The sequence below is a fragment of the Enterocloster sp. genome (assembly GCF_057861365.1).
On sequence record NZ_DBMACH010000004.1, the window covers coordinates 219,921 to 240,205 of the forward strand.

A 20,285-nucleotide genomic window follows, 5' to 3' on the forward strand; every position below is an offset into this window, starting at 1 on the left:
CCTTTTTACCGGATTTTTGCTGTATCGTCTATCACTGTGTATAGTAGGCTTCTGCCAGATCAAACTCCGTCTTTCCTCTGGCCAGCCACAGGTATTCCGCTATATTTACATAAATTTCCAGTTCTGCCCCATGAACGGGATGCAGGCTGTGACGGCAGCCTTCAATCTCCCGGCACAGCTTCCCAAGCTGTATGCCAAGAAAGGCAAGCCCGCTCTCTCCTGCACGTTCCGCCCATTGCCGAAGCATCCCAAGGGTGCTGTCATGAACGGCGTCAAACCCGCTCTGGTACAGATCCTCGATCTGCTGGCTGACCTCTTCCAGAAGGCGGTACATCTGCTCCATGGCATTGATTTTAAGTACCCGTTCCCGTTCCTGCGGTGAATCTGAAACCCATTCATCTGCAAACGCTTCCCGTTTGCCGGCTTCCTGCCCCCACTGAAAAATCTCCAGAGGATGAAGGATCATTTTCCCATCTTTTAAGTACAGCTTGCCTGCAATGGCAGGAATGGGAATTTCTCCCTTTTCCACCTGATCTGCAATCCGCTCCAGATAGCGGATATTCGCGTCCTCCCGCCTGCTGTATGCCATCTCTGTCAAAAGTTCTTTCCCATTGGAATCAAAAACAGCCATGGAAAATTTCTGCTCTGCCTGAGAAAAACGGGCCGCATCCCAGGCTGCAGCCTGAACGCACACGATCCGCAGCGTCTCCTCCTCCCGTTTCAACCAGCTGTTTTTCAAAAAACACTGTTCTTTAAAAAGCGCTCCAAAGTCTTTATAAAGCCATTTTCCCGCGTCCTCCGGGCAGAAGCTGTGTTTTCCTGTTATCATGCCTTTTGTATCCTGACTGGATGACAGACGGCCTGTTTTTCCGGCTTTTGCCTGTTTTAAGCAGACCTCTGTTCCGGCCAGTTCCTCTAAGGATACATTTAATCCCCAGGGGGCGGCTGCCTTTTCCATCCGCCCCCGTCTTCCCCGGCTGTCATAGTACACCGGACGGGCGCTGGTATATGTATACCATTTCTTTGTATTCTTTTCCAGAAAATATACCGTTTCTCCCTGATAACCGTTTCTGCTCTGAAAGGCCTCCGCCGTAATGCCGATCAGTTCCATATCTCCTGCCGGTTCATAGTCCATGTGAAAGACTCCTCCCAGGTTCCTAAGCTCCCCGTCTGTTTTCACCCGGCTCAAACGGCAGATCTGTTCATAAAGGCGGGCGCTTTCATCCATCAGCCCTGCGGCATTTACAGAGGATGAACGGCTAAAATACGCTTCATATCCATTTTGAAGGCTCCGGAACGCATCTTCAAAGGAGGCCAGTCCTTCATTGTGGCTGATCACTGCCAGCCGTTCTAAGGTATCGGCACTCTGACTGGCAGTGCGTGAAAGGCCGGAAGCTAATATATCCTCTAATGCAGCCTTCATCTCACCGGCCTTTTCCCGTATCCGGTTCAGATCCGCTTTCGGTTCTTCCTCTTCCTTTTCAAATTCCTCCAAACGCAGAGTTCCCGCCTCCATACGGCACCACAAAGCCGCAGCAGCCCTGTGAGCGCAAAATTCCTTCTTTTTGCAGGTACAGGAGGAATATTCCAGCGGAAGCAGAAATTTTACCTGCAACTCTGAATCCGGAAGCTCCACCAAAACCGTGCTGGAACGAGCGATATCTGCCCTTTTCCCCGCCCGGATCTGCCCCAGTACCTCCCCAAGCTTCTTCATCCCTAATGCCCGTATGATCTTCTGGTTCCCAATCTCCAGAACGGCCTGCCAAAGCTCCTCTGAGGGCAGAGCTTCGGATTTTTCTTTCTTCTCCTCTTTTATCCCGCCTTCTCCCGCTTCATACATATCCTTAAGAACCAAAATAGCCTGCACAATATGCCTGCATATGGATCTGGACGGACAGCTGCACCGGCTTTCCGCCAGCACCGGAGCGATCAGAAGCTCTTCCTCTCCAAGCTTTACATTTATGCCCTGATCCCCTGTATCCAAAATCTCACAGGGAGTAGTTTCTCTGTCCTTATGGGCCCGCTTTACCGTACCCTTATTGCTGAGACCGGCCAGATATTCGTCATCCGCACCGGCCAGTATGGTTTTCCAATCTGTCATGCTATGATTTTCCCCATCCATTCTGCCAGCTGCTCCGGAGTCATAGCCCCTACATGAGCCCCCAGCCGCGCCATCTTTTCTGCTGCATTTCTGTCATATACCGGATCTGCCTGACGGTCCAGAGCTGTAAGAGCTACCAGTCTGGCCCCGCTTTCCACAATATCCTTCACAGCGCCGTACATATTTGCCTGGCTTACACCCTCATAAAGATCGGATACCAGCACCACAATGGTTCTGGCCGGAGCTTCGATCAGGGTTTCACAATACCTTAAAGCTCCTCCGATGTCCGTGCCGCCGCCCAGCTGGATACTCATAAGCGTTTCGACCGGGTCTTCCACATATCCGCTTAAATCCACCACACTGGTATCAAAAATAACCAGCTTCACATCCATCACCGGAAGCCTGGCAAAAATCCCCGCCATGACAGCACTGTGGATCACGCTGTCCATCATGGAGCCGCTTTCATCAACACAGATGATTACATTCCATGGGCTGTGGCGTTTCAGCCTGCCGTAAAAATAGACCTGATCCAGCAGAAGCTGCCTCTTTTCCACATCATAATGCTTTAAATTCATCCGAATGGTCTTCTTTATATCCAGATTCCGCATAGAGCGCACCGGACTGCCCGAAAAACGATCCATGCGGCCTGTAAGCGCAGGCCGTATCTCCTGCTCCAGCTCCTTTGTAAGCTCTTCTGCGACCTTTTTTACCACCTCACGGGCCATTTCAAGAACCGGCCCCTTCATCATGGATTTCAGTTCCAGCACCATTTTTAACAGCTCCCTGTTGGGCTCCATGCGCTTTAATACCTCAGGATCCGTTAAAAGCTCCGTCATATTGTACTTTTCCAGAGCATGGCGCTCCATAATCTCTGCGGTTGACTTGGGAAACAGGCGGCGCAGTTTCTCAATCCAGGAGGGTACGGTAAGGCTGGAGGGATCGCCGCTTCCCCCGCGGTCCTTTCGGATCTCCTGTTCTTCCCCGTACTCTCTGGAATAAAGGAACTCCAGCACCTGATCCATTTCACCATAGGGCAGACTGCCCTCTGAAAAATGCACGGGCCCTTCGGCATACCGGCCCAGAGCCAGACGCCAGCGGTTCAGTATCTCTTTTTCATCTCTCATCCGGCTCTCCCTCCATGGATAGTTTTACAAAGTTTTCCAGTTCTTTCCCATAGGCAAGCACACCCGGAAGTACTGGCGGCGTTTCTTTTTCCAGACTTTTTTCCCGGTGAAGCCCGGCCGCCAGATTTCCAACCCTCTTTAACTCTCCCGGAGTAAATGCGCCAAAGGCCAGACGAAGCTGGGGCAGAAGTTCTAAAAATTCCCCATCCTCCACCTGGGAGAAAAACGCATCCAGCATGGGAATCATGCCCTGCCCCATAAAAATGAGATCTCTAGCTGTGAAAAAAAGGCCTCTGAGAAAAACAGCCGTTTTAAGAAGCTGCTCTCTGGTTCCGGTAATGTATCCCCGGCCCGCAGCCTCCGCTTCATACGCCTCTTCCCTGCCGCAGCCAAACAGGATCCCGTGAATACATCCCTCCAGGCCCGGATGGAGCTTTCCATCCTCCCGCATCCGCTCTAAAGCCTCAAAATATGCCTCCCTGCTGCAGCCTGTTTGCCCTCCGGTCTGATAGAGAAGCTTCATGGCCTTCATGGCGCTTTCCAGATCCTCATCCTTAATCCGGGCCATGGAGGGAAGAAGGATCACCAGCTTTTCATAACAGCCTGCGATCAGCCGTTCAAAAGGAAGATTTACCCGGTAAAGCCCCTGAAGCTCTTTCAGCATCCGCAGGCGTGACAATGCCTCTGCCACTGCAAAAAACCGGGTATCCTCCAGAATGATCCGGCTGACCGCTTCATAAACAGGCTCCATCTCCTGATCCAGTCCCATTTCAAACACAGAGGTAAGCAAAAGGGCGGCTTTCCCGGCATCACTCTCCGTCTTAAGTTCCTCTCTTACAAGGCTTGTCACTGCCTCCTCAATCACTGCCCCCCGGACGGATACGTCCATAAGGGCTGCTGCTACGGAGGGTCTGAAGCGGCAGATCCAGGTTTCCCGCATCATATTCCGGTCTCTTCCCAGACGCAGATCCGGTCCCTTTGTCTTTCTGGCAAACTCTGTCTGAAGAAATACCATCCTGTTTAAAAATTTGCTCTCTTCCCTGTGTTTTTCGTTGGAAAATGGGGTGAGTACCCGCTTGATCTCCATAGCAGACCGGCTTCGGATGCCGAACCTGGCGCACTGCCTTTCAAAATCCTGAATCAGAGGCGGTACCTCAGCCTGCTTGCAGAGCTTTCCCAACCGGGTTCCTGTCATATGCTTTTTGAGAATCCGAAGTGGCTTATCCGATGATAAGGAGCACTCGCCCTTAATAAAGGAGGAAAGCACCGCATCCTTTAATTCCCAGGCTCCGGGCTCTCTCTTATCCCGAAGGGATGCAAGCCCTCTTGCCTGATCCAGAGCACAGATCTCATCATAGGTGGTGGGAACGCCGTCCTTTTTTCTCCCGTCCCTTCCGGTCTCAATCAGGAAATCAAGGACTGCTCCTTCATACACTCCCTTCTGCGGCTGTTCCTTCTCTTTATTTTCTTCCAGTTTTTCCCATATTCTCTGGTAAAAGCCGGGAAAAGGCATACCGCTGGCATAACCGCCCCAGGCGTCTGTCTCCTCCATGGAATAGGGCATCAGGTAAATACCCTCCTCCCCCTTTTTTGCCTGTTCCTTCCATTCTTTAAGCTTTGTCTGTTCCCTGAGATACTCTGCCAGCGCCGGAGTATGAAATCCGCCTGTGATTCCAAGCACCAGCCCTTCTTCTCCCACCTCGGCCGCCTTTTTCTTAAGCCTTCCTGCCATAAACTGCTCTCTGGCCTCGCAGCCCTCTGAACAGATCTGCTCCGTCGGGGTATCCTCCCGGATCATCCGGCAGTAGCCAAGAAGCATTTCAAACCAGGTTTCGCTCTCCATGCACAGGCCCTGGATTTCAAAGTACTTCTCCCAAAATTCATCAAAGGAGCGCAGACCGGTTTTCTGGCAGAGCTTCTGAAAAAAACGGCCGTCCGACAGCAGCCGGTCCCCTGTAAGGCCTTCGCTGCGGCTTTTTTCACAGGCAGCCAGAATCTCCCTGTAAGGCAGATCCATAAAATTACCTGGGATTCCCAGATCTCTGCACGTCCTCAGGGCTGCCAGCTCCGGCGAATAATCCAGAAAGGGATAATAACACTTATAGTATTCTTCACCGCCGCCAATCTCTCCTGCCTGATCCTGATAGGAATAATATACGGCAAAGGGCGCCTTGGTCTCCTCATGGATCATGGCCGGGATCAGGGAGCCTGCATTTTCAGGTCCTTCGATCAGAACCGCATCAGGCTTTAATTTTTCTATCATCCGCACAATATGCCAGGCGCAGGCCGGGCTGTGATGGCGCACGGGAAGAAGGATTATTTCAGCCATTTCCTTGCGTCGTAGTATCTGCTCCATATTCCGCCCTCTCTGCTGCTCTTGTCACGGATCACTGTTCCAAAATAGGCCTTTACCTTTTCCAGATCATCCCTGTTTTCCTTTGAAATTGCTCCGGTAAGATTTTGTACCAGGCAGTCAATATCCATGGTTTTATTTCCATAGTAATAACCTGAAATCATGGTCTGATAGTACACAGATACAGCCTCTGCCGTACTCATAACCGCTCCCGGCCGGTCAATCCGGTGTCCCAGGGAAGATACTCCCTCCCGCAGTTCATGGTAGGTAGAAGCCAGCAGCTCTGCCGCACTCTCATCCAGCTCCATTTCCATATGGCTTTCTTTTGCCAGGCTTTCCACCTCATTTAGAATGATCTGCTTTTCCATGGAAACCTCACGCACCGGCTGAACCGTTTCAAAGTTAAAACGGCGTTTTAAGGCGCTGCTCATCTCATTTACGCCCTTATCCCGTGTATTGGCCGTTCCGATTACATTAAATCCGGGAGCGGCAAAGAGAAAACCCTCATCGCACAGCTCCGGAATATTTAAAAGCTTATCGCTTAAAACGCTGATCAGGCTGTCCTGAATCTCTGCCGGAGTACGGGTGATCTCCTCAAAGCGGGTAAGGATTCCCTTTTCCATGCCCGTATACAAAGGCGACGGCACCAGAGCCTCGCGCACCGGCCCCTTTGCCAGCAGCAGCGCATAATTCCATGAATACTTGATCATATCTTCTGTGGTTCCGGCTGTTCCCTGGATCGTATTGGTGCTGACGCCGCTGATAGCCGCAGAGAGAAGCTCCGACAGCATGGTTTTGGCCGTTCCCGGCTCTCCCACCAGCATCAGCCCCCTGTTTCCCGCCAGCGTAACGATGCTGCGCTCCACCAGAGCATCATTTCCAAAATATTTCTTCCTGATCCGGCACGCGCCGCCCGAATAGGGAATCTCCTTTGAACTTCCCAGAATAAAGGTGCGCACAGCCTTTGGTGAAAGCTGCCAGTTTAGGGGTCTGGGGCCTGTATCATTTTCTTTTAATGCCTTTAGTTCCTCTGCATACCGGATTTCCACCGGCGGTTTGATCCACTGCTGCTCCGTCATCTGTATGTCCTCCTTTATATCAGGAAAATATATATCAGTATAGCAAAATTCCGTCTGCTGTGCTACTATATATACAAAAAAAGGAAGTGAATATCCATGGGTTTTGTTGATTTGCATACACACTCTGATGCATCAGACGGCAGCTTCACTCCGGCCCATCTTGTGCATCTGGCAAAGGAGGCCGGTCTTTGCGCCATCGCCCTTACCGACCATGATACAACTGCCGGGATTGCCGATGCCGTTGATGCCGGAAAAGAGCTGGGAGTAGAGGTTATCCCCGGCATTGAAGTATCCGGTAATTACGAAGGCCATGAAATCCATATTTTAGGACTTTTTATCAATCCGGACGATCCGGAGCTTAAAGCATTTCTCAAAGACATGAGAAGCCGCCGGAACCGGCGCAATGAGGAGATGTTCCGCCGTCTGGCAGCAGACGGAATCTCATTTACAGATGAAGAGCTGTTCGGTTCCAATCCCCAGACCGTTATCACAAGAGCCCATGTGGCCCGTGCCATGGTTCAGAGGGGGTTCTGTTCTTCTGCGAATCAGGCCTTTAAAAAATATCTGGAATACGGTGGCCGCTACTGCCCGCCCAAGGAGGAGACCGAGCCGGAATCCATTGTAAAAATCCTGCTTAAAAACGGGGCTTTTGCAGCTTTGGCCCATCCCTTTTTATACAAGCTCGGAGACAAACAGACGAAAGCCCTCATTACCCGGCTGGCTGAGGCCGGAATGCAGGGATTAGAGGTCTACCATTCTTCTAATTACCCTCTGGAAAGCCGCAAGCTGCAGAAAATGGCTGCCGGCCTTAAGCTTCTTCCTACAGGAGGCTCTGATTTCCACGGCTCATGCAAGCCGGATATTTCAATCGGCACAGGCCGGGGCGGACTGAGGGTATCAGAGCTTCTTTTAGAGGATATCCGGCGCTGTGTCTGCCCCAAATCCCAAAAGGAAACCTGAATCTGTCAACAAATAAAAGGAGGATGTTGAATATGAAAATCCAGAATGTCACAGATGTAGACAAATTTTTTAAGGTGATTGATGAATGTAAAGGAACGGTAGAGCTGGTATCCCCTGACGGCGACCGTATCAATTTAAAGTCCAAGCTGGCCCAGTATGTGTCCATTGCCTCTATCTTCGCAAACGGCTATATCCGGGAACTGGATCTGGTGGCCCATGAGAAGGAGGATATTGAACGGCTGATACGGTTTATGTATCAGGGGGAATAAAAATATTTAATCCACATATTTCAGGGTTCAGAAGCTATGCTCTTACGGCATGATTTCCGGCCCTGTTTTTATATATATTGTTGTCATATTCCAATAAATATATCACACTTCTTATCACTTTCGTCCAACTCCATTGAATCCCCATATAGCCTATGGTATAATTTTTTAGAATTGAAAGATATTTGAATCGATTGAAAGGAGCCATTTTCATGACTGCCAATTTCCCTGTTTCTGTTATCATCGCTGATGATGAAGCTTCAATCCGCAACGGACTCCGATCTGCTGTGGAATCCATGAATCTGAATATACGCGTTCTTGGAACTGCCAGAAACGGGCTGGAAGCTTGGAATCTAATCCAGACCTATATGCCGGATATCATAATCACAGATATACGTATGCCTCTCTGTGATGGGCTGAACCTGATGAAAAAATGTAAAGAAGCCCGCTTTCACATTGACTTTGTCATTCTCAGCGGATTTGATGACTTTACTTACGCCCAATCAGCAATCCGCTATGGTGCCAAATCCTATCTTTTAAAACCTTTTAAAAATGAAGAATTAAAAGAAGAGCTTAAGATACTATTGGATGAAATCCGTCAAAAGCGTGGTCTTTCTTCCTCTTCTGCCGCCCCCAGCGAAGAGACCATGACCGCTCTATCCAGAAAGTTGTTTTTAAATCAACTGATCCATAATGAATTCCATTATGAACATGATCTGGAAACAGCTGTAAAAGAATCCGGTCTCTCTTTTCCTTCCGGCTTCTGTCAGGTTCTTATCTTTTCTCTGGGAACAGGATCTCCCATTGATCCTCAGTCCCTTATTGCTCTGAAGCATACAATTGAACGCCATATGACCGGCTTTTATGCTCAAGTATGGGATAACGAAACCTTCCAGCTAACAGCGCTTATTTTCCCAGCACTTTCAGAAAATTTGTCGGCAATTCATGTTCTTGCGCATAAAATTATAGAAATCTGGATCTCAGAGCATGGTATGCGCCTGACCATCGGTATCGGAACACCGGAAAAATCCCTGCTCCAGGCAGGGCACTCCTATGCTATGGCTGTCACAGCCCTATCCTATCAGATGTATGAAACAGAACACCTTATCTTTGATCCTTCTGTTATCTGTACCATACCACCATCTGTCTCTGCCAATCACATTGATCCGGCTCCTCTTTTAGATGCCATTTGGAACAACGACACAGATGCCATTGTTTTCTGGTATTCAGAATATATCCGAACGCTGTTTTATGTTCCCATGCCGTCTCCCAGCTTTATCAGAGGAATGTGCATTTATCTGGTAACGGATATCCAAAATACACTGAAAAAGCAAACAGAAGACTGGCCTGAACTGGTTTTTGAACCTCCCTACATCCGAATCAATGAATTTTCTTTTTTCCGACAGATTAAAGACTGGTGTCTTTCCCAGTTTCTTCAATATGGGAAGGTTCTTTCTGAATATAAATCATTTGGAAAAGATCGCATCATTGCAAAAGCTAAACGCTTCATAGAAAACAATATAAATCGTAAGATTTCTGCAGAACTTATAGCGGAGGCCGTAAATTTAAGCCCTTCATATTTTACCATTTATTTTAAATCCAAAACAGGAATCAATTTCCGGGATTACCTGTTAAGCCGCAAAATGGAACAGGCCAAACACCTGCTGATGGCCGCTGACGCTAATATCAGCGAAATATCCTGCGCTGTAGGCTATGACGATTACCGCTCATTTTACCGCGCTTTTAAAAATTATACCGGCCAGACTCCATCTGAATATCAGACAAAATGCCGGGGAGGAGATTCTGTTCACTGATGAAAAAAATCCTTACTTTGATTGCCAACCTGAATATTTCGCATAAAATATGGTTATGTATGATTACCATTTCACTCACACTGTCTGCCTTCCTTATTTCTTTCAGCAGCCACTATTTCTCCCAGCTGTATCGGGAAGATGCCTACAATCAGGCCGCTGATTCTCTCCATATCGGAGCTCAGTCACTGACGGACTCTTATAATCTTCTTTTAAAAAATGTGATCGATACTGCTTCTACTGCAGATTTTTCTGCTTTAGTACGGGATGTACATATAAATCGTCATGAAAAGGATGTCATGCACAAAGCAGCCTTGCAGGCACCTCTGAGCAATTTAACTGATTCCATCCCCATCCTGGACAGTCTGGCTATCCTTGGCAAAAACGGAGAATATTATTCCCTGTATACCAACACCTTAAAAAAGGGATATACTACATGGGACGCTTTTAACTGGAACTTTTTTTCCATAAATGATATTACCTGGCTCCCCATCCGTTCCAGCCCTTTTATAAAAAACAATCAGATCATCCCTGTAGTTCTTCCCATTTCTCTGGTTCCCTCTACGTACTATCTCCATATCTGCCGAAATCCAGAGAATACGGATATTTACATTGTCCTTTTGCTTGATTCCCAAAAAATAGAAGAACGTTTGGCTTTAGCTGCATCCTCCCACTCAGAACGTACCCTTTACATAGCTGATGCTTTCGGAACTCCTTTAAGTCTTTCTCCGAATTCCTCCTGGTATGAGACGGTTTCTGATGAATGTGTACAAAACAGTCTCCGTTCCTGTACAAAATCAGAAGGTTTCAAACAGGTTCTGGATGAAAACCAGTACAGCCTTTATTCCATTCCGTTAGATTTCTGCGGTCTTAACCTTGTCAGCATCGTGCCAAAAACATCGCTTCACACCAGACTTGCCCGCATGAGCACCTTTCTCCTCCTTATATCATTAGCAGGATTGATGCTGACCGCTTTTCTTTCTCTGATTCTTTCCCGTTTTCTCACCCGGCCTCTGGCCCGGCTGATCCAAAACGTACACAGAATAGAAAATAACACCTATGATACTCCTGACCAGATGAAATATAAGGATGAAATAGGCCAGTTGAATATGGCTATCAATTCCATGTACAAAACGATACAAGAACAGATACAGCAGATACGCGAAAATGAAAGAGATAAATATCAGGCAGAAATACAGCTTTTATCTGCCCAGATCAGCCCCCATTTTCTGTATAATACTCTGGAATGCATCAACATGGAAATCCTGAGCGACCGAAAACAAACAGCCTCTGCCATGATTACAAGCCTGGGAGATTTTATGCGCATCGGACTGAATTACGGAAATGAACTGATCCCTTTATCCAGAGAACTGCTCCATGTCAAATCATATATAGATATTATGAATTATCGTTTCAGTCAGAAAATTGAATTGATCAGTACCATTCCTCCAGAGCTTACAGACTGTCTGATCTTAAAATCCATTCTGCAGCCTCTGGCCGAAAATTCCATACGGCACGGATTCAGTCTGGATGAATCTGGCTGTATTCCGGTTCCCATGCCGGAAATTTCTGTAAATGTTTTTGAAAATAACGGAATCCTCACAATTGAGGTGATCGATAACGGTCATGGTATTGATATTTCACGGGCAAATGAAGCTCTGTCTCGAGATGGGCGTCAGCCCTGTTCTAAGCATGTAGGCCTGAATAACGTCTACGCCCGCTTAAAAGCCTGCTACGGAACTGCTCAAATTCACTTTGAAACCATTCCTTATTTCAGGAATGTCGTCCGCATTACCATTCCTTATAAAATTGCCAAAAATAATCAAAAGGAGATAAAAACACTATGAACAGATATTGGGGAGACCTTCACAACCACTGCGGCATCACTTATGGCTACGGTTCTCTAAAACACGCCTTAGACCGTGCGAAAAGCCATCTTGATTTCTGCGCTGTCACCGGACATGCCATGTGGCCGGATATACCGGAGCGAAATGAAGAAACCGCTTTTGTGGTGGACTTTCACCACAGAGGCTTCCAAAAATTGTATGACCACTGGGAAGAAGTACGGCACACCATCGCAGAGGCTAATACAGAGGACTTTATCACCTTTCAGGCTTATGAAATGCATTCCTCTCTGTACGGGGACCATCATATTGTCACTCCTGACGACAGCCTTCCTCTGATTTACCGTGACTCTCCTGCGCAGCTGCTGCATGACAGCGGCTGTGACGGTATTACGGTTGCACATCATATTGGTTATACGCCCGGCTATCGCGGAATCAACTGGGATCTTTACGATCCTGCAGTAACGCCTTTAATCGAAGTTTGTTCCAAACATGGCTGCGGTATGAGTGAAACAGCCCCCTATCCGTATTATCACAATATGGGCCCCCGAGACAGCCGCTGCACCGTATACGAGGGTTTGAAGAGAGGATTTCATTTTGGTTTTGTAGGTTCTACCGATCATCACGCCGGCTATCCCGGATCTTATGGCGATGGAAAATTGGCTGTTCTGGCAGAATCAAAGACCAAATCTGCAATCTGGGATGGACTGAAAAACAGAAGAACCTATGCAGTAACAGGTGACCGGATTAAATGCGATTTTTCAGTGGACGGACATCTGATGGGCAGTATTGTTCCACTGACCTCACCCCGTCATCAAATTTCCTATCAGGTAGAAGGCTGTGCTAATATAGATAAAATTGTCATTTACCGTAATCTAAATCCCATTCATATTGCAGAAGGTTTAACCATGATGCCAAAATCAGAAGATAACCGTTATAAAATTCGGATTGAAATGGGATGGGGAAATAATGAGCAGGAACTTTTCCTATGGAAGGGAAGGATCAGAGTATCCGACGGACAAATTTTAGAAGCAGAGCCCTGTTTCCGCGGCAGAAGCGTTCTGGCTCCCAGTGCTTCCCAGGACGTATCCCAGGATAATATAAATGAAATTGATAATCGTATCCTGTCCATCAGCGATGATTCTGTTTCCTGGCAGTGCTTTACAGTCAAAAATCCATCTCCCGTTCAGCCCCAGACATGCGCTGTAATCGCCGAAATACAGGGCAGCAGAGATACTGTGGTAGAAATCGAAGTTAACGGCCACTGCCGCCGGACATCAATCGGTGAATTATGCAGATATGGATACAGTGAACATATGAAGCCATATCATTCACAGGCATACAAAGTTCATACTGCCGTTTCCTGCTCCCAGTATACTGCGGAAAACTCTTTTACTGACGAATGGGAGGGACCTGCATTCTATCATATGGAAGTGGCTCAAACCAATCAGCAGTGGGCATTTGTAAGCCCCATATTTTTCGAATAATTGTCTGCACAAAAAATGCCGCCGAAGCAATCAAGCCTGCGGCGGCATTTTACTGTTAATTTTTAAATATACTGTGTTTCGTCCCTGTATTTTTTATACATTACTTCAAATGCCCCTGTTCTCAGTTCTCCATCTGCATAAACCGGAGTTCTCTTTTTGCAGTTCTCAATAAAGGCTTCCATTGTATTATATTCCTTCTGATCCCCACAGAAAACACAGTACGCAATCTCATCTCCATAACTGCGGTATTCACAGTTAAAGACCTGATCCTGATAGGGCTGCAGTTTTTTGCTGCACCACATTCCTATATAACCATTTCCCTTTTTTCCAAACAACCAGTGATCTTCCACCTTGTTCTGATCAAACTTTACACCAGGCCAGTATACATGAGTGAAGTGAATCGGATGCTCTTTTGGAATCTGATACACAGCTCCCAGTATTCCCTTTTCCTGACGCACAGCCGGCATTACACCATTTCCATACCAGTATCCCGGCCGCATCTGGCTGGAATCACAGGTGCCGCCTGGATGATTGGCAAAAATCTGTGTTTCACTGTCCAAAGCACAGCTCCACATATGCTGCTGATACCCATAAACCCCAGGTTCAAAACAGGTTGTCCCATGGAACCGCTCATTCAAGGACTTTGTGTAAGCGTGGGAGGTTTTATCTACATTCTGTCTTTCTTCCAAAAGTGTCAAATTAACCCATCGGTCATAATCTGTATCTTTTCTTGGAGACTGAACAGATGTGATACAGTATGCCTCATTCTTCTCCAGCCGAATCACCGCATTTCCCGTATTATACTCTGTCAGAACAGGATCTCTCATAAGTTTTTTGAGGCCTTCCGGAATTTCGTAACGGCTGGTAGCGTAAAAGGCCAGCCATCCTTCCCCATAAGAGTATGGAACATCCGGATCAATCAGATTCATCAGAGCCTGCGCTCCCTGAAGGAACGGATAAATAACCTGACGATACACACGTCCCATAGGCGCAATCACGGAACCTTTATAGGTATGAAGAGCCAGCATTTCAAGCAGACGGTCTGTAACTTTGACTGCTCTGTCTGAAATTTCCTTCGGGGTATAGTCAATCACATTTAAGAGCCCGGCAAATGTCACACACATATATACTGTGCTGAGGAATTCTTCAAACCCTCTCTCCTCTACATCATCCAGCCATTGTTCTACTCTTTTTTTTCCTGCTTCCCACAGCTGACGGCCTGTCATGTGCGCACGGGTAAAATACTCTTCCGGATAAAATTCTCCTGCATTCATTGCAGATACATAGAACATCAGGGAGTGATTTTCACTCCAGAAACACATGGCATCTGATCCTTCCTGATCCATCCAATATCTGTAATTAAGTAGTACCTCCTTTACCCTATTCTTTAATTCATCATCTAACTCATAATTTTTAAGATACCTTACCAGACCGCAGACCAGAAAATCGGAACAGTCAAACCGTTTTTCAATCTGCGAAAGAGTTTCCAAAAACAGCTCTCTGTCTTTTGCTGTAATTCTTCCTGTTGCCTTTCGTGCCAGAATGTTAGAAATGGAAAATCCGAATTTTCCTCCCCGGCTTAAGGACTCTACATCGGAAATCCTATGATATATCGCTTCTTTATTTTTCTCATAGTCCATTACTTTCAGGAATGACGGCACAATCATCGCCGTATCTTCCATCCGTCTTGCAAGCTTCTGGCCCTCTGCCGTACATTCTACAACAATATACGGTCTGCCAGCTTCAAGAACCGCCTCTGTTGCCCCACCGATATCATGGCGTTCTACCTTTGTCTCTGCCTTAGCAAAATCAGGACTCATGGAATCATATCCCAACGTTGTTCCCTTTGGAGCAGGGGTGTGGCAGAAAAGTTTTCCGTCCTGTATGATCAGCTGATCCAGCCATTTAGCGCAGTTTAAAACGCAGTTTGTATGCTCCTCGTCCGGTAAAACCACACGAATTTCATCTTTATGATCAATAACCTGAATTCCAAAAAGTGTACGCGTATCCCTGACGCCCAGGGTCTGCAAACGAATATACAATCTGTTTATTCCCTTTTTCAGGTTAAACATAACATTCTGCTTCTGAATGGGTTTGTAAACCGGAGGAGCCATAGCGCAGACATGCTCACCATTGCACCAAAGATCAACAGATGCATAAGACCAGACCACAGCTCTCACCTGCATATCCTCCTCTGCTTCAAGCTGCGTGCAGGCATCCATCTCCACCCGGGTAAGTACAGAATAAAATGTGCTTAGGTCTACAAACCAGTTTCCATAGTTATAGTAATATCTCCACGGAAGACCCAGGCTTCCCGTTTCATTCAGTTTAACCCGATCCTGCGGCTCCTTTGTCTGAGGTCTGGTAAGAATCGATCGAAGGTATTTTTCATAACGAAGTTGATTTTCATCTGCTGTATGGTCAATAAACGGCTCTTCCCGCAGTCCCGATATCAGATACTGCATAATAAAACCTTCCTCATTCAGTCTGTTTTCCATCCTGATTTTCTCCTCTCTTTTGCTTATCCTTTTACAGCTCCCGCTGTCATTCCGCTCATAAAATGTTTACTGGAAAAAATATAAATTACCACAATCGGCACAATGGAAATAGTAGCTCCTGCAAACATCAGATTCCAGGCAGCCGTTCCGTCTCCGCTGTTTTTGAGCATGGTAACGCCTACTGTCAGGGGACGCATTTTTTCATTAGACATCGTAAATACCAGCGGCATAATATATTCATTCCAGCCTCCTCTGAATGACAAAAGTGCTATGGTAGCTAAAATAGGTTTTAACAGAGGCAGAATTACCATATGGTAGATCTGGAAAAATGTACATCCGTCAATCATGGCCGCTTCATCTAATTCCTTTGGAATTGTATTTACAAAGCCTCTTACCAGAAAAATATAGGTTGTCTGCGCAGTTCCCGCCGCAATCAGTATAACACTTAAAAGTGACTGATTCATCTTTAATTTTACCGCCAATTCAAACAGTGGACGCAGTGTAACGCTTCCTACATTTACAAACATAAATGCTACAAACAAACTGTACAGAAGTTCTTTTCCACGGAAATTTTTCCTGGCAAATACATAACCGGACATACTGGTTGCAAACAGGGTTACCAGCATGACGCCCAAACTTATAATTACACTGTTTAATGTATAGCGTGCAAAATTTGCCTTTTCCCAGGCTTCCTTATAATTATCCAGGACAAATTTTTCAGGAAGAAGCTTTGTTCCTCCCCGAAGAAGCTCTGCGTTTTCTTTAAAGGAACCAAAGACAATATAGATCAATGGATACAGCGTAAATCCTGCTACAATAATGAGAAATATCGTCAAAATCAGACGGATACATTTTGTTTTTGTAGAGTACACACTATGATTCTTTTCCATGTTCCTCTCCTTTCCTAAACTACATCATCCAGTTTTCTTGCCACAAACATATAAATCGCAGTGACAATACCTATAATAAGGGCAGCAACAACACTTAACATTGTAGCGTATCCAATTTGAGGCGTTGTACTGGAACTGAATATAAGCTTATAAATATAAGAAAACATAACATGAGAACGATTGTTTGGACCTCCGTCTGTAAGTACCAGAATTGACTGATAGTCCTTAAATGCAGTGGTGATCGCCAGCATTAAAATAACCTTCAGAACCGGGCTCAGCATAGGCAGTGTAATATGGAAAAAGGTCTGTACTCCGTTGGCTCCGTCAATTCGGCTGCTCTCATAAATTTCCTCCGGAATACTGCTCATACCAGATATAAAATAAATCATGTAATTGCCGAAACCACCCCATACTGCTACAATCACAATCGAAAGCATAACAATAGAAGGATCCCCCAACCAGTCAATAGGAGCCTGGATGAGCCCCATTTTCTGCAGGGATGCATTTAAAACACCATTATACACCGCAAAAATAAATCCAAAAATCAAACTGTAGATTGCAGAGCTAATAACAGTAGGCATAAAATAAATTCCCCTGTATATCGAGGATCCTGTCAGCTTCTGGTTTAAAAGCACTGCCAGAAGAAGGGATAGCGGAATTACAAATAAAAGCTTCAGTCCTGCATACTCAAAGGTATGGAGTACACTCCGCCAGAAGGTTTCATCCTCCAGCATACGCATGAAATTTCTTGCCCCTGTAAAATAAGCATTAAATCCATTATAGTCATAACAAATATATCGAAACAGCCAGAAGAACGGATAAATCGACATTACCACTAACAGGATTACAGCCGGAAGCATCATGAATACAGCTGCAAAATCTCCCCTGGAGTTAGCCCTAGCAATTCGATCCCGAAACGATAATTTATTACTGCTTTTCATAGCCAGCCTCCTTTTTCTTTTATTAAAGTGTTATAAAACAGTAAGAAGGTGCTGCAAGACCTGTGACAGTCACCTTACAGCACCTCCTGCATTAACCATATCCGATCGTTACACCCAGCACCTATTCTGTATATTCTACCGTTCCCTCACCCGGATGCAGGGGATCAAAATCTTTGATGACAATACGTTTTGTTTTTTCTATCTTGATATCATTTTCCAAAGCCTCATTGTAGCGCTTATTCAAATCCGCAATGGCTTCATCTGCACTGATATCACCCATAATTGCTCTCCAGATTACAGTTCCATAAGGATCTCCTTCCAGCGTTACAGAAGGAACTGTCGGATATACGCTTTCATAATCAGTCAGCGCGAAATCTGCAAGACGTCCTGTCTTAGATTTATCTATAATGCCATCCATATAATCGGAAATCGGAAGATATAATCCAGCCTCCAGATAACCCTTTAAGAATTCTTCACTGCTGAAAAATTTGATTACTTCCCAAGCTTTATCCTTATGAGGACAGGAGGAAAACATCATATATCCCTTCTGAGGTTTAATTGCCTGGGCTCCCTTTCTGGTTCCGTCTAAAGACGGTACCTCTGCAACGCCCCACTCAAACTTATCAATGGGGAACTGAGAAGTAAATACTCCCGCCTCCTGAGAAGCATTTCCCCAGATACCAAACGTGCCCTCTACAAACTGTGCTCTCATCGCATCTACTCCCTGAGACATGGATCCCGGGAATACACTGTTATTTGTAAAGAATTTGGATGCTGTTTCAATCAAAGGTTTATATCCGTCAAAATTAAACTTTCCTTCTTTAAAGTCATAACGGTAAATACCGCTTGTCTCAGCGACTCCTTCCAGCCATCGTTCAAACGGTACAGACTGGGTAAAACCTACGCCATAAGTGGTTCCTTCTCCCTGCTGTGTGATCTTGTCAGCCAGTTCCACTACACCTTCCAGTGTGTCAGGAAATTCCGTATATCCTGCTTTTTCCACCAGTTCTTTATTATATTCGATTCTAGTACCGCTTCTCATTCCTGTCGGAATCCAGTATACATTACCATCAATTACATTTATTCCCTCAAACTGCAGCTTGCTGGCTTCTGTAACCTTTTCATATTCAGCATCCTTTATGTACTCATTTAAGGGTTCCAGTATACCAGCTTCAGCAAATGTCTTCAGATCAAATCCACTGGTTGCTGCTCCCACACCTGCAATATCCGGCGCGGTCCCTGAGGAATACGCTAATGACATCATATTTGCATAATCATCTGTAATTACATTTAATGCAATTTCGATTCCCTTATCATTCGTATTATTAAATTCCTCGATTTTTGACTCCACATACTCAGAATCATGTCGATCCTGTGTCCATACTGTGACAACTGTCTTTTCTCCGGAGTCTGCTGCCTCCTCCTTTTTTTCGAACCCAGCCTCTGCACTCTTTTCTGTCTTTGCCGGCTCCTGATCCTTGGCAGCATCACTGCTGCCTGAACATCCTGCTAATGATGCTGCCATTGTCCCTGCCAACATCAGACTCACCCATCTTCTCCTTCTCATAATAACCTCCTTTGTTACTTTTAACTTGTTATTCTGATTTTACCATTTAAAACTATATATTTTGATGGCTTATTCCAATATAAATATCACTTTTTTAATTATAATGCACTATATTTACAAAAAAAAGACATTCTGTATCAGTGTTTATGCTGTAGCAGAATGTCTTTTTGCAATACTTTTTAATTTTCAGCACTGTCTCTTTTTAAATCATCTGGCTTTACGCTCAACTTTCTCCTTTTTAACCGTTCATTCACCGTATCCCGCAAAAGTGTATACAGCACGGAGCACAACGGAATAAAAATCAGCATTCCTACCACGCCCATCATACTGCCGCCCAGAGTTACAGCGACCAAAACCCAGATAGACGGCAGGCCCACAGAATTGCCTACCACATGGGGATAGATCATATTCCCCTCAATCTGCTGGAGAGTGAAAAATACCACACTGAACAGCAGCGCATCCATAGGGGAAATGATCAGCATGAGAAAAGCTCCTACCGCCCAGCCGATAAAGGCCCCAAATACGGGAATCAGCGCTGTAAATGCGATCAGAACACCGATGAGCAGCGCATAGGGCAGACGCAGCACCACAAGCACAATAAAAAACATAGAGCCCAGGATTACAGCTTCCATACACTGGCCGGTAAAGAAATTAGAAAATGTCCTTGAAGTAAGCGCTGCGATCCTCACAATCCCTTCAACGGTTCTCTCCGGAAGAAAAGCCGCCAGAAGCTTTTTTATCTGCCTGATAAGATTTTCTTTCTGAAGAAGAATATAAATTGAAAAAATAAAGCCGATCAGGAAAGTAGACATTCCATTCACAATGGATATAGCCGCAGAGAAGGTCGTATCCAGCATGGAGCCAGCTCCATTTTTCAAAAATTTCAAAGAGTCATTGAAAAGCTGCTGCCAGTCAATCTGAATCTGTTCCATATTGATAAGAATCTGGGGATTTTCTGCAAACAGCTGCTCAAGCCACTGACGGACTTCTCCGAAAAATACGGGGATACTGCTTTGAAGGCCTAATAGTGTGCGCACCAGCTGGGGAGCCACTACAAACATAACAAGAAACAGCACACCTGCCACCAGGAGGATGGACAGTGCCATACTCACAGGGCGCAGCAGACGGCTGCCCTTTTTCAGCACGTGGCTTAAGCTGCTCTCGATCCTGCGCATAGGTACATTTAGTACAAAAGCGATGGCTGCTCCCAGGATAAATGGGGCAGCCATATTAACAGCTGCCGCCAGCAGTCCCAGCACCTTTATATAATTGATGCCTACAATGACCGTAATCACGGTAAAGAGAATCAAGCCCCTTATTTTATTGATGGTATCGCGATTCAGTTCCATTTTCATTTCCTTTTC

General features: G+C 45.9%; 14 protein-coding genes. 5 read left to right on the forward strand and 9 right to left on the reverse strand.

Annotated elements, in window-relative coordinates:
• Positions 1-31: 31 nt before the first annotated feature.
• The 4 genes from ACZM6M_RS06410 to ACZM6M_RS06425 are packed head-to-tail and all read right to left on the reverse strand — an operon-like array spanning position 32 to position 6,657.
• Positions 32-2,101: an SWIM zinc finger family protein gene (locus ACZM6M_RS06410; RefSeq protein WP_418493933.1), complete on the reverse strand. Its 2,070-nt coding sequence runs from the start codon at positions 2,099-2,101 to the stop codon at positions 32-34.
• Positions 2,098-3,225, reverse strand: a complete 1,128-nt coding sequence (locus ACZM6M_RS06415) for a VWA domain-containing protein (protein ID WP_337434366.1) — start codon at positions 3,223-3,225, stop codon at positions 2,098-2,100. Before ACZM6M_RS06415 ends, ACZM6M_RS06410 begins: the two co-directional genes overlap by 4 nt.
• Positions 3,215-5,581, reverse strand: a complete 2,367-nt coding sequence (locus tag ACZM6M_RS06420; protein WP_489489974.1) for a DUF5682 family protein — start codon at positions 5,579-5,581, stop codon at positions 3,215-3,217. The genes ACZM6M_RS06415 and ACZM6M_RS06420 overlap by 11 nt, the downstream gene beginning before the upstream one ends.
• Positions 5,542-6,657: an ATP-binding protein gene (locus ACZM6M_RS06425; RefSeq protein ID WP_418763193.1), complete on the reverse strand. Its 1,116-nt coding sequence runs from the start codon at positions 6,655-6,657 to the stop codon at positions 5,542-5,544. The genes ACZM6M_RS06420 and ACZM6M_RS06425 overlap by 40 nt, the downstream gene beginning before the upstream one ends.
• A gap of 96 nt (positions 6,658-6,753) precedes the next feature.
• Between ACZM6M_RS06425 and ACZM6M_RS06430 the strand changes: the two genes are divergently transcribed.
• From ACZM6M_RS06430 to ACZM6M_RS06450, 5 genes are all read left to right on the forward strand, one after another.
• A complete protein-coding gene (locus tag ACZM6M_RS06430; protein ID WP_418762134.1) occupies positions 6,754-7,617 on the forward strand; it encodes a PHP domain-containing protein in 864 nt (287 codons plus the stop codon).
• A 32-nt stretch (positions 7,618-7,649) separates the two neighbouring features.
• Positions 7,650-7,886 carry a polya polymerase gene (locus ACZM6M_RS06435; RefSeq protein WP_337434370.1) on the forward strand — a complete coding sequence of 79 codons (237 nt, stop codon included), beginning with the start codon at positions 7,650-7,652 and terminating at the stop codon, positions 7,884-7,886.
• Positions 7,887-8,095: 209 nt separating this feature from the next.
• A complete protein-coding gene (locus tag ACZM6M_RS06440) occupies positions 8,096-9,697 on the forward strand; it encodes a response regulator (protein WP_340277373.1) in 1,602 nt (533 codons plus the stop codon).
• The gene (locus tag ACZM6M_RS06445; RefSeq protein ID WP_489489976.1) at positions 9,697-11,541 is read left to right on the forward strand and encodes a sensor histidine kinase; all 1,845 of its coding nucleotides are present in this window, start codon (positions 9,697-9,699) and stop codon (positions 11,539-11,541) included. The genes ACZM6M_RS06440 and ACZM6M_RS06445 overlap by 1 nt, the downstream gene beginning before the upstream one ends.
• A complete protein-coding gene (locus ACZM6M_RS06450; protein ID WP_489489977.1) occupies positions 11,538-13,025 on the forward strand; it encodes a PHP domain-containing protein in 1,488 nt (495 codons plus the stop codon). The genes ACZM6M_RS06445 and ACZM6M_RS06450 overlap by 4 nt, the downstream gene beginning before the upstream one ends.
• 62 nt (positions 13,026-13,087) lie before the next feature.
• Here the strand turns inward: ACZM6M_RS06450 and ACZM6M_RS06455 are convergent, their stop codons facing one another.
• The 5 genes from ACZM6M_RS06455 to ACZM6M_RS06475 form a co-directional block, all read right to left on the reverse strand.
• Positions 13,088-15,523 (reverse strand): hypothetical protein, encoded by a 2,436-nt coding sequence (locus ACZM6M_RS06455; RefSeq protein ID WP_317438911.1) that lies wholly within the window; start codon positions 15,521-15,523, stop codon positions 13,088-13,090.
• A 23-nt stretch (positions 15,524-15,546) separates the two neighbouring features.
• Positions 15,547-16,413, reverse strand: a complete 867-nt coding sequence (locus ACZM6M_RS06460) for a carbohydrate ABC transporter permease (protein WP_066549054.1) — start codon at positions 16,411-16,413, stop codon at positions 15,547-15,549.
• Positions 16,414-16,427: 14 nt separating this feature from the next.
• Positions 16,428-17,354: a carbohydrate ABC transporter permease gene (locus tag ACZM6M_RS06465; protein ID WP_296038127.1), complete on the reverse strand. Its 927-nt coding sequence runs from the start codon at positions 17,352-17,354 to the stop codon at positions 16,428-16,430.
• 121 nt (positions 17,355-17,475) lie between these two features.
• The gene (locus ACZM6M_RS06470) at positions 17,476-18,921 is read right to left on the reverse strand and encodes an ABC transporter substrate-binding protein (RefSeq protein ID WP_489489979.1); all 1,446 of its coding nucleotides are present in this window, start codon (positions 18,919-18,921) and stop codon (positions 17,476-17,478) included.
• Positions 18,922-19,100: 179 nt separating this feature from the next.
• Complete coding sequence (locus ACZM6M_RS06475) at positions 19,101-20,270, reverse strand: AI-2E family transporter (RefSeq protein WP_178275760.1); 1,170 nt, start codon at positions 20,268-20,270, stop codon at positions 19,101-19,103.
• Positions 20,271-20,285: the final 15 nt, after the last annotated feature.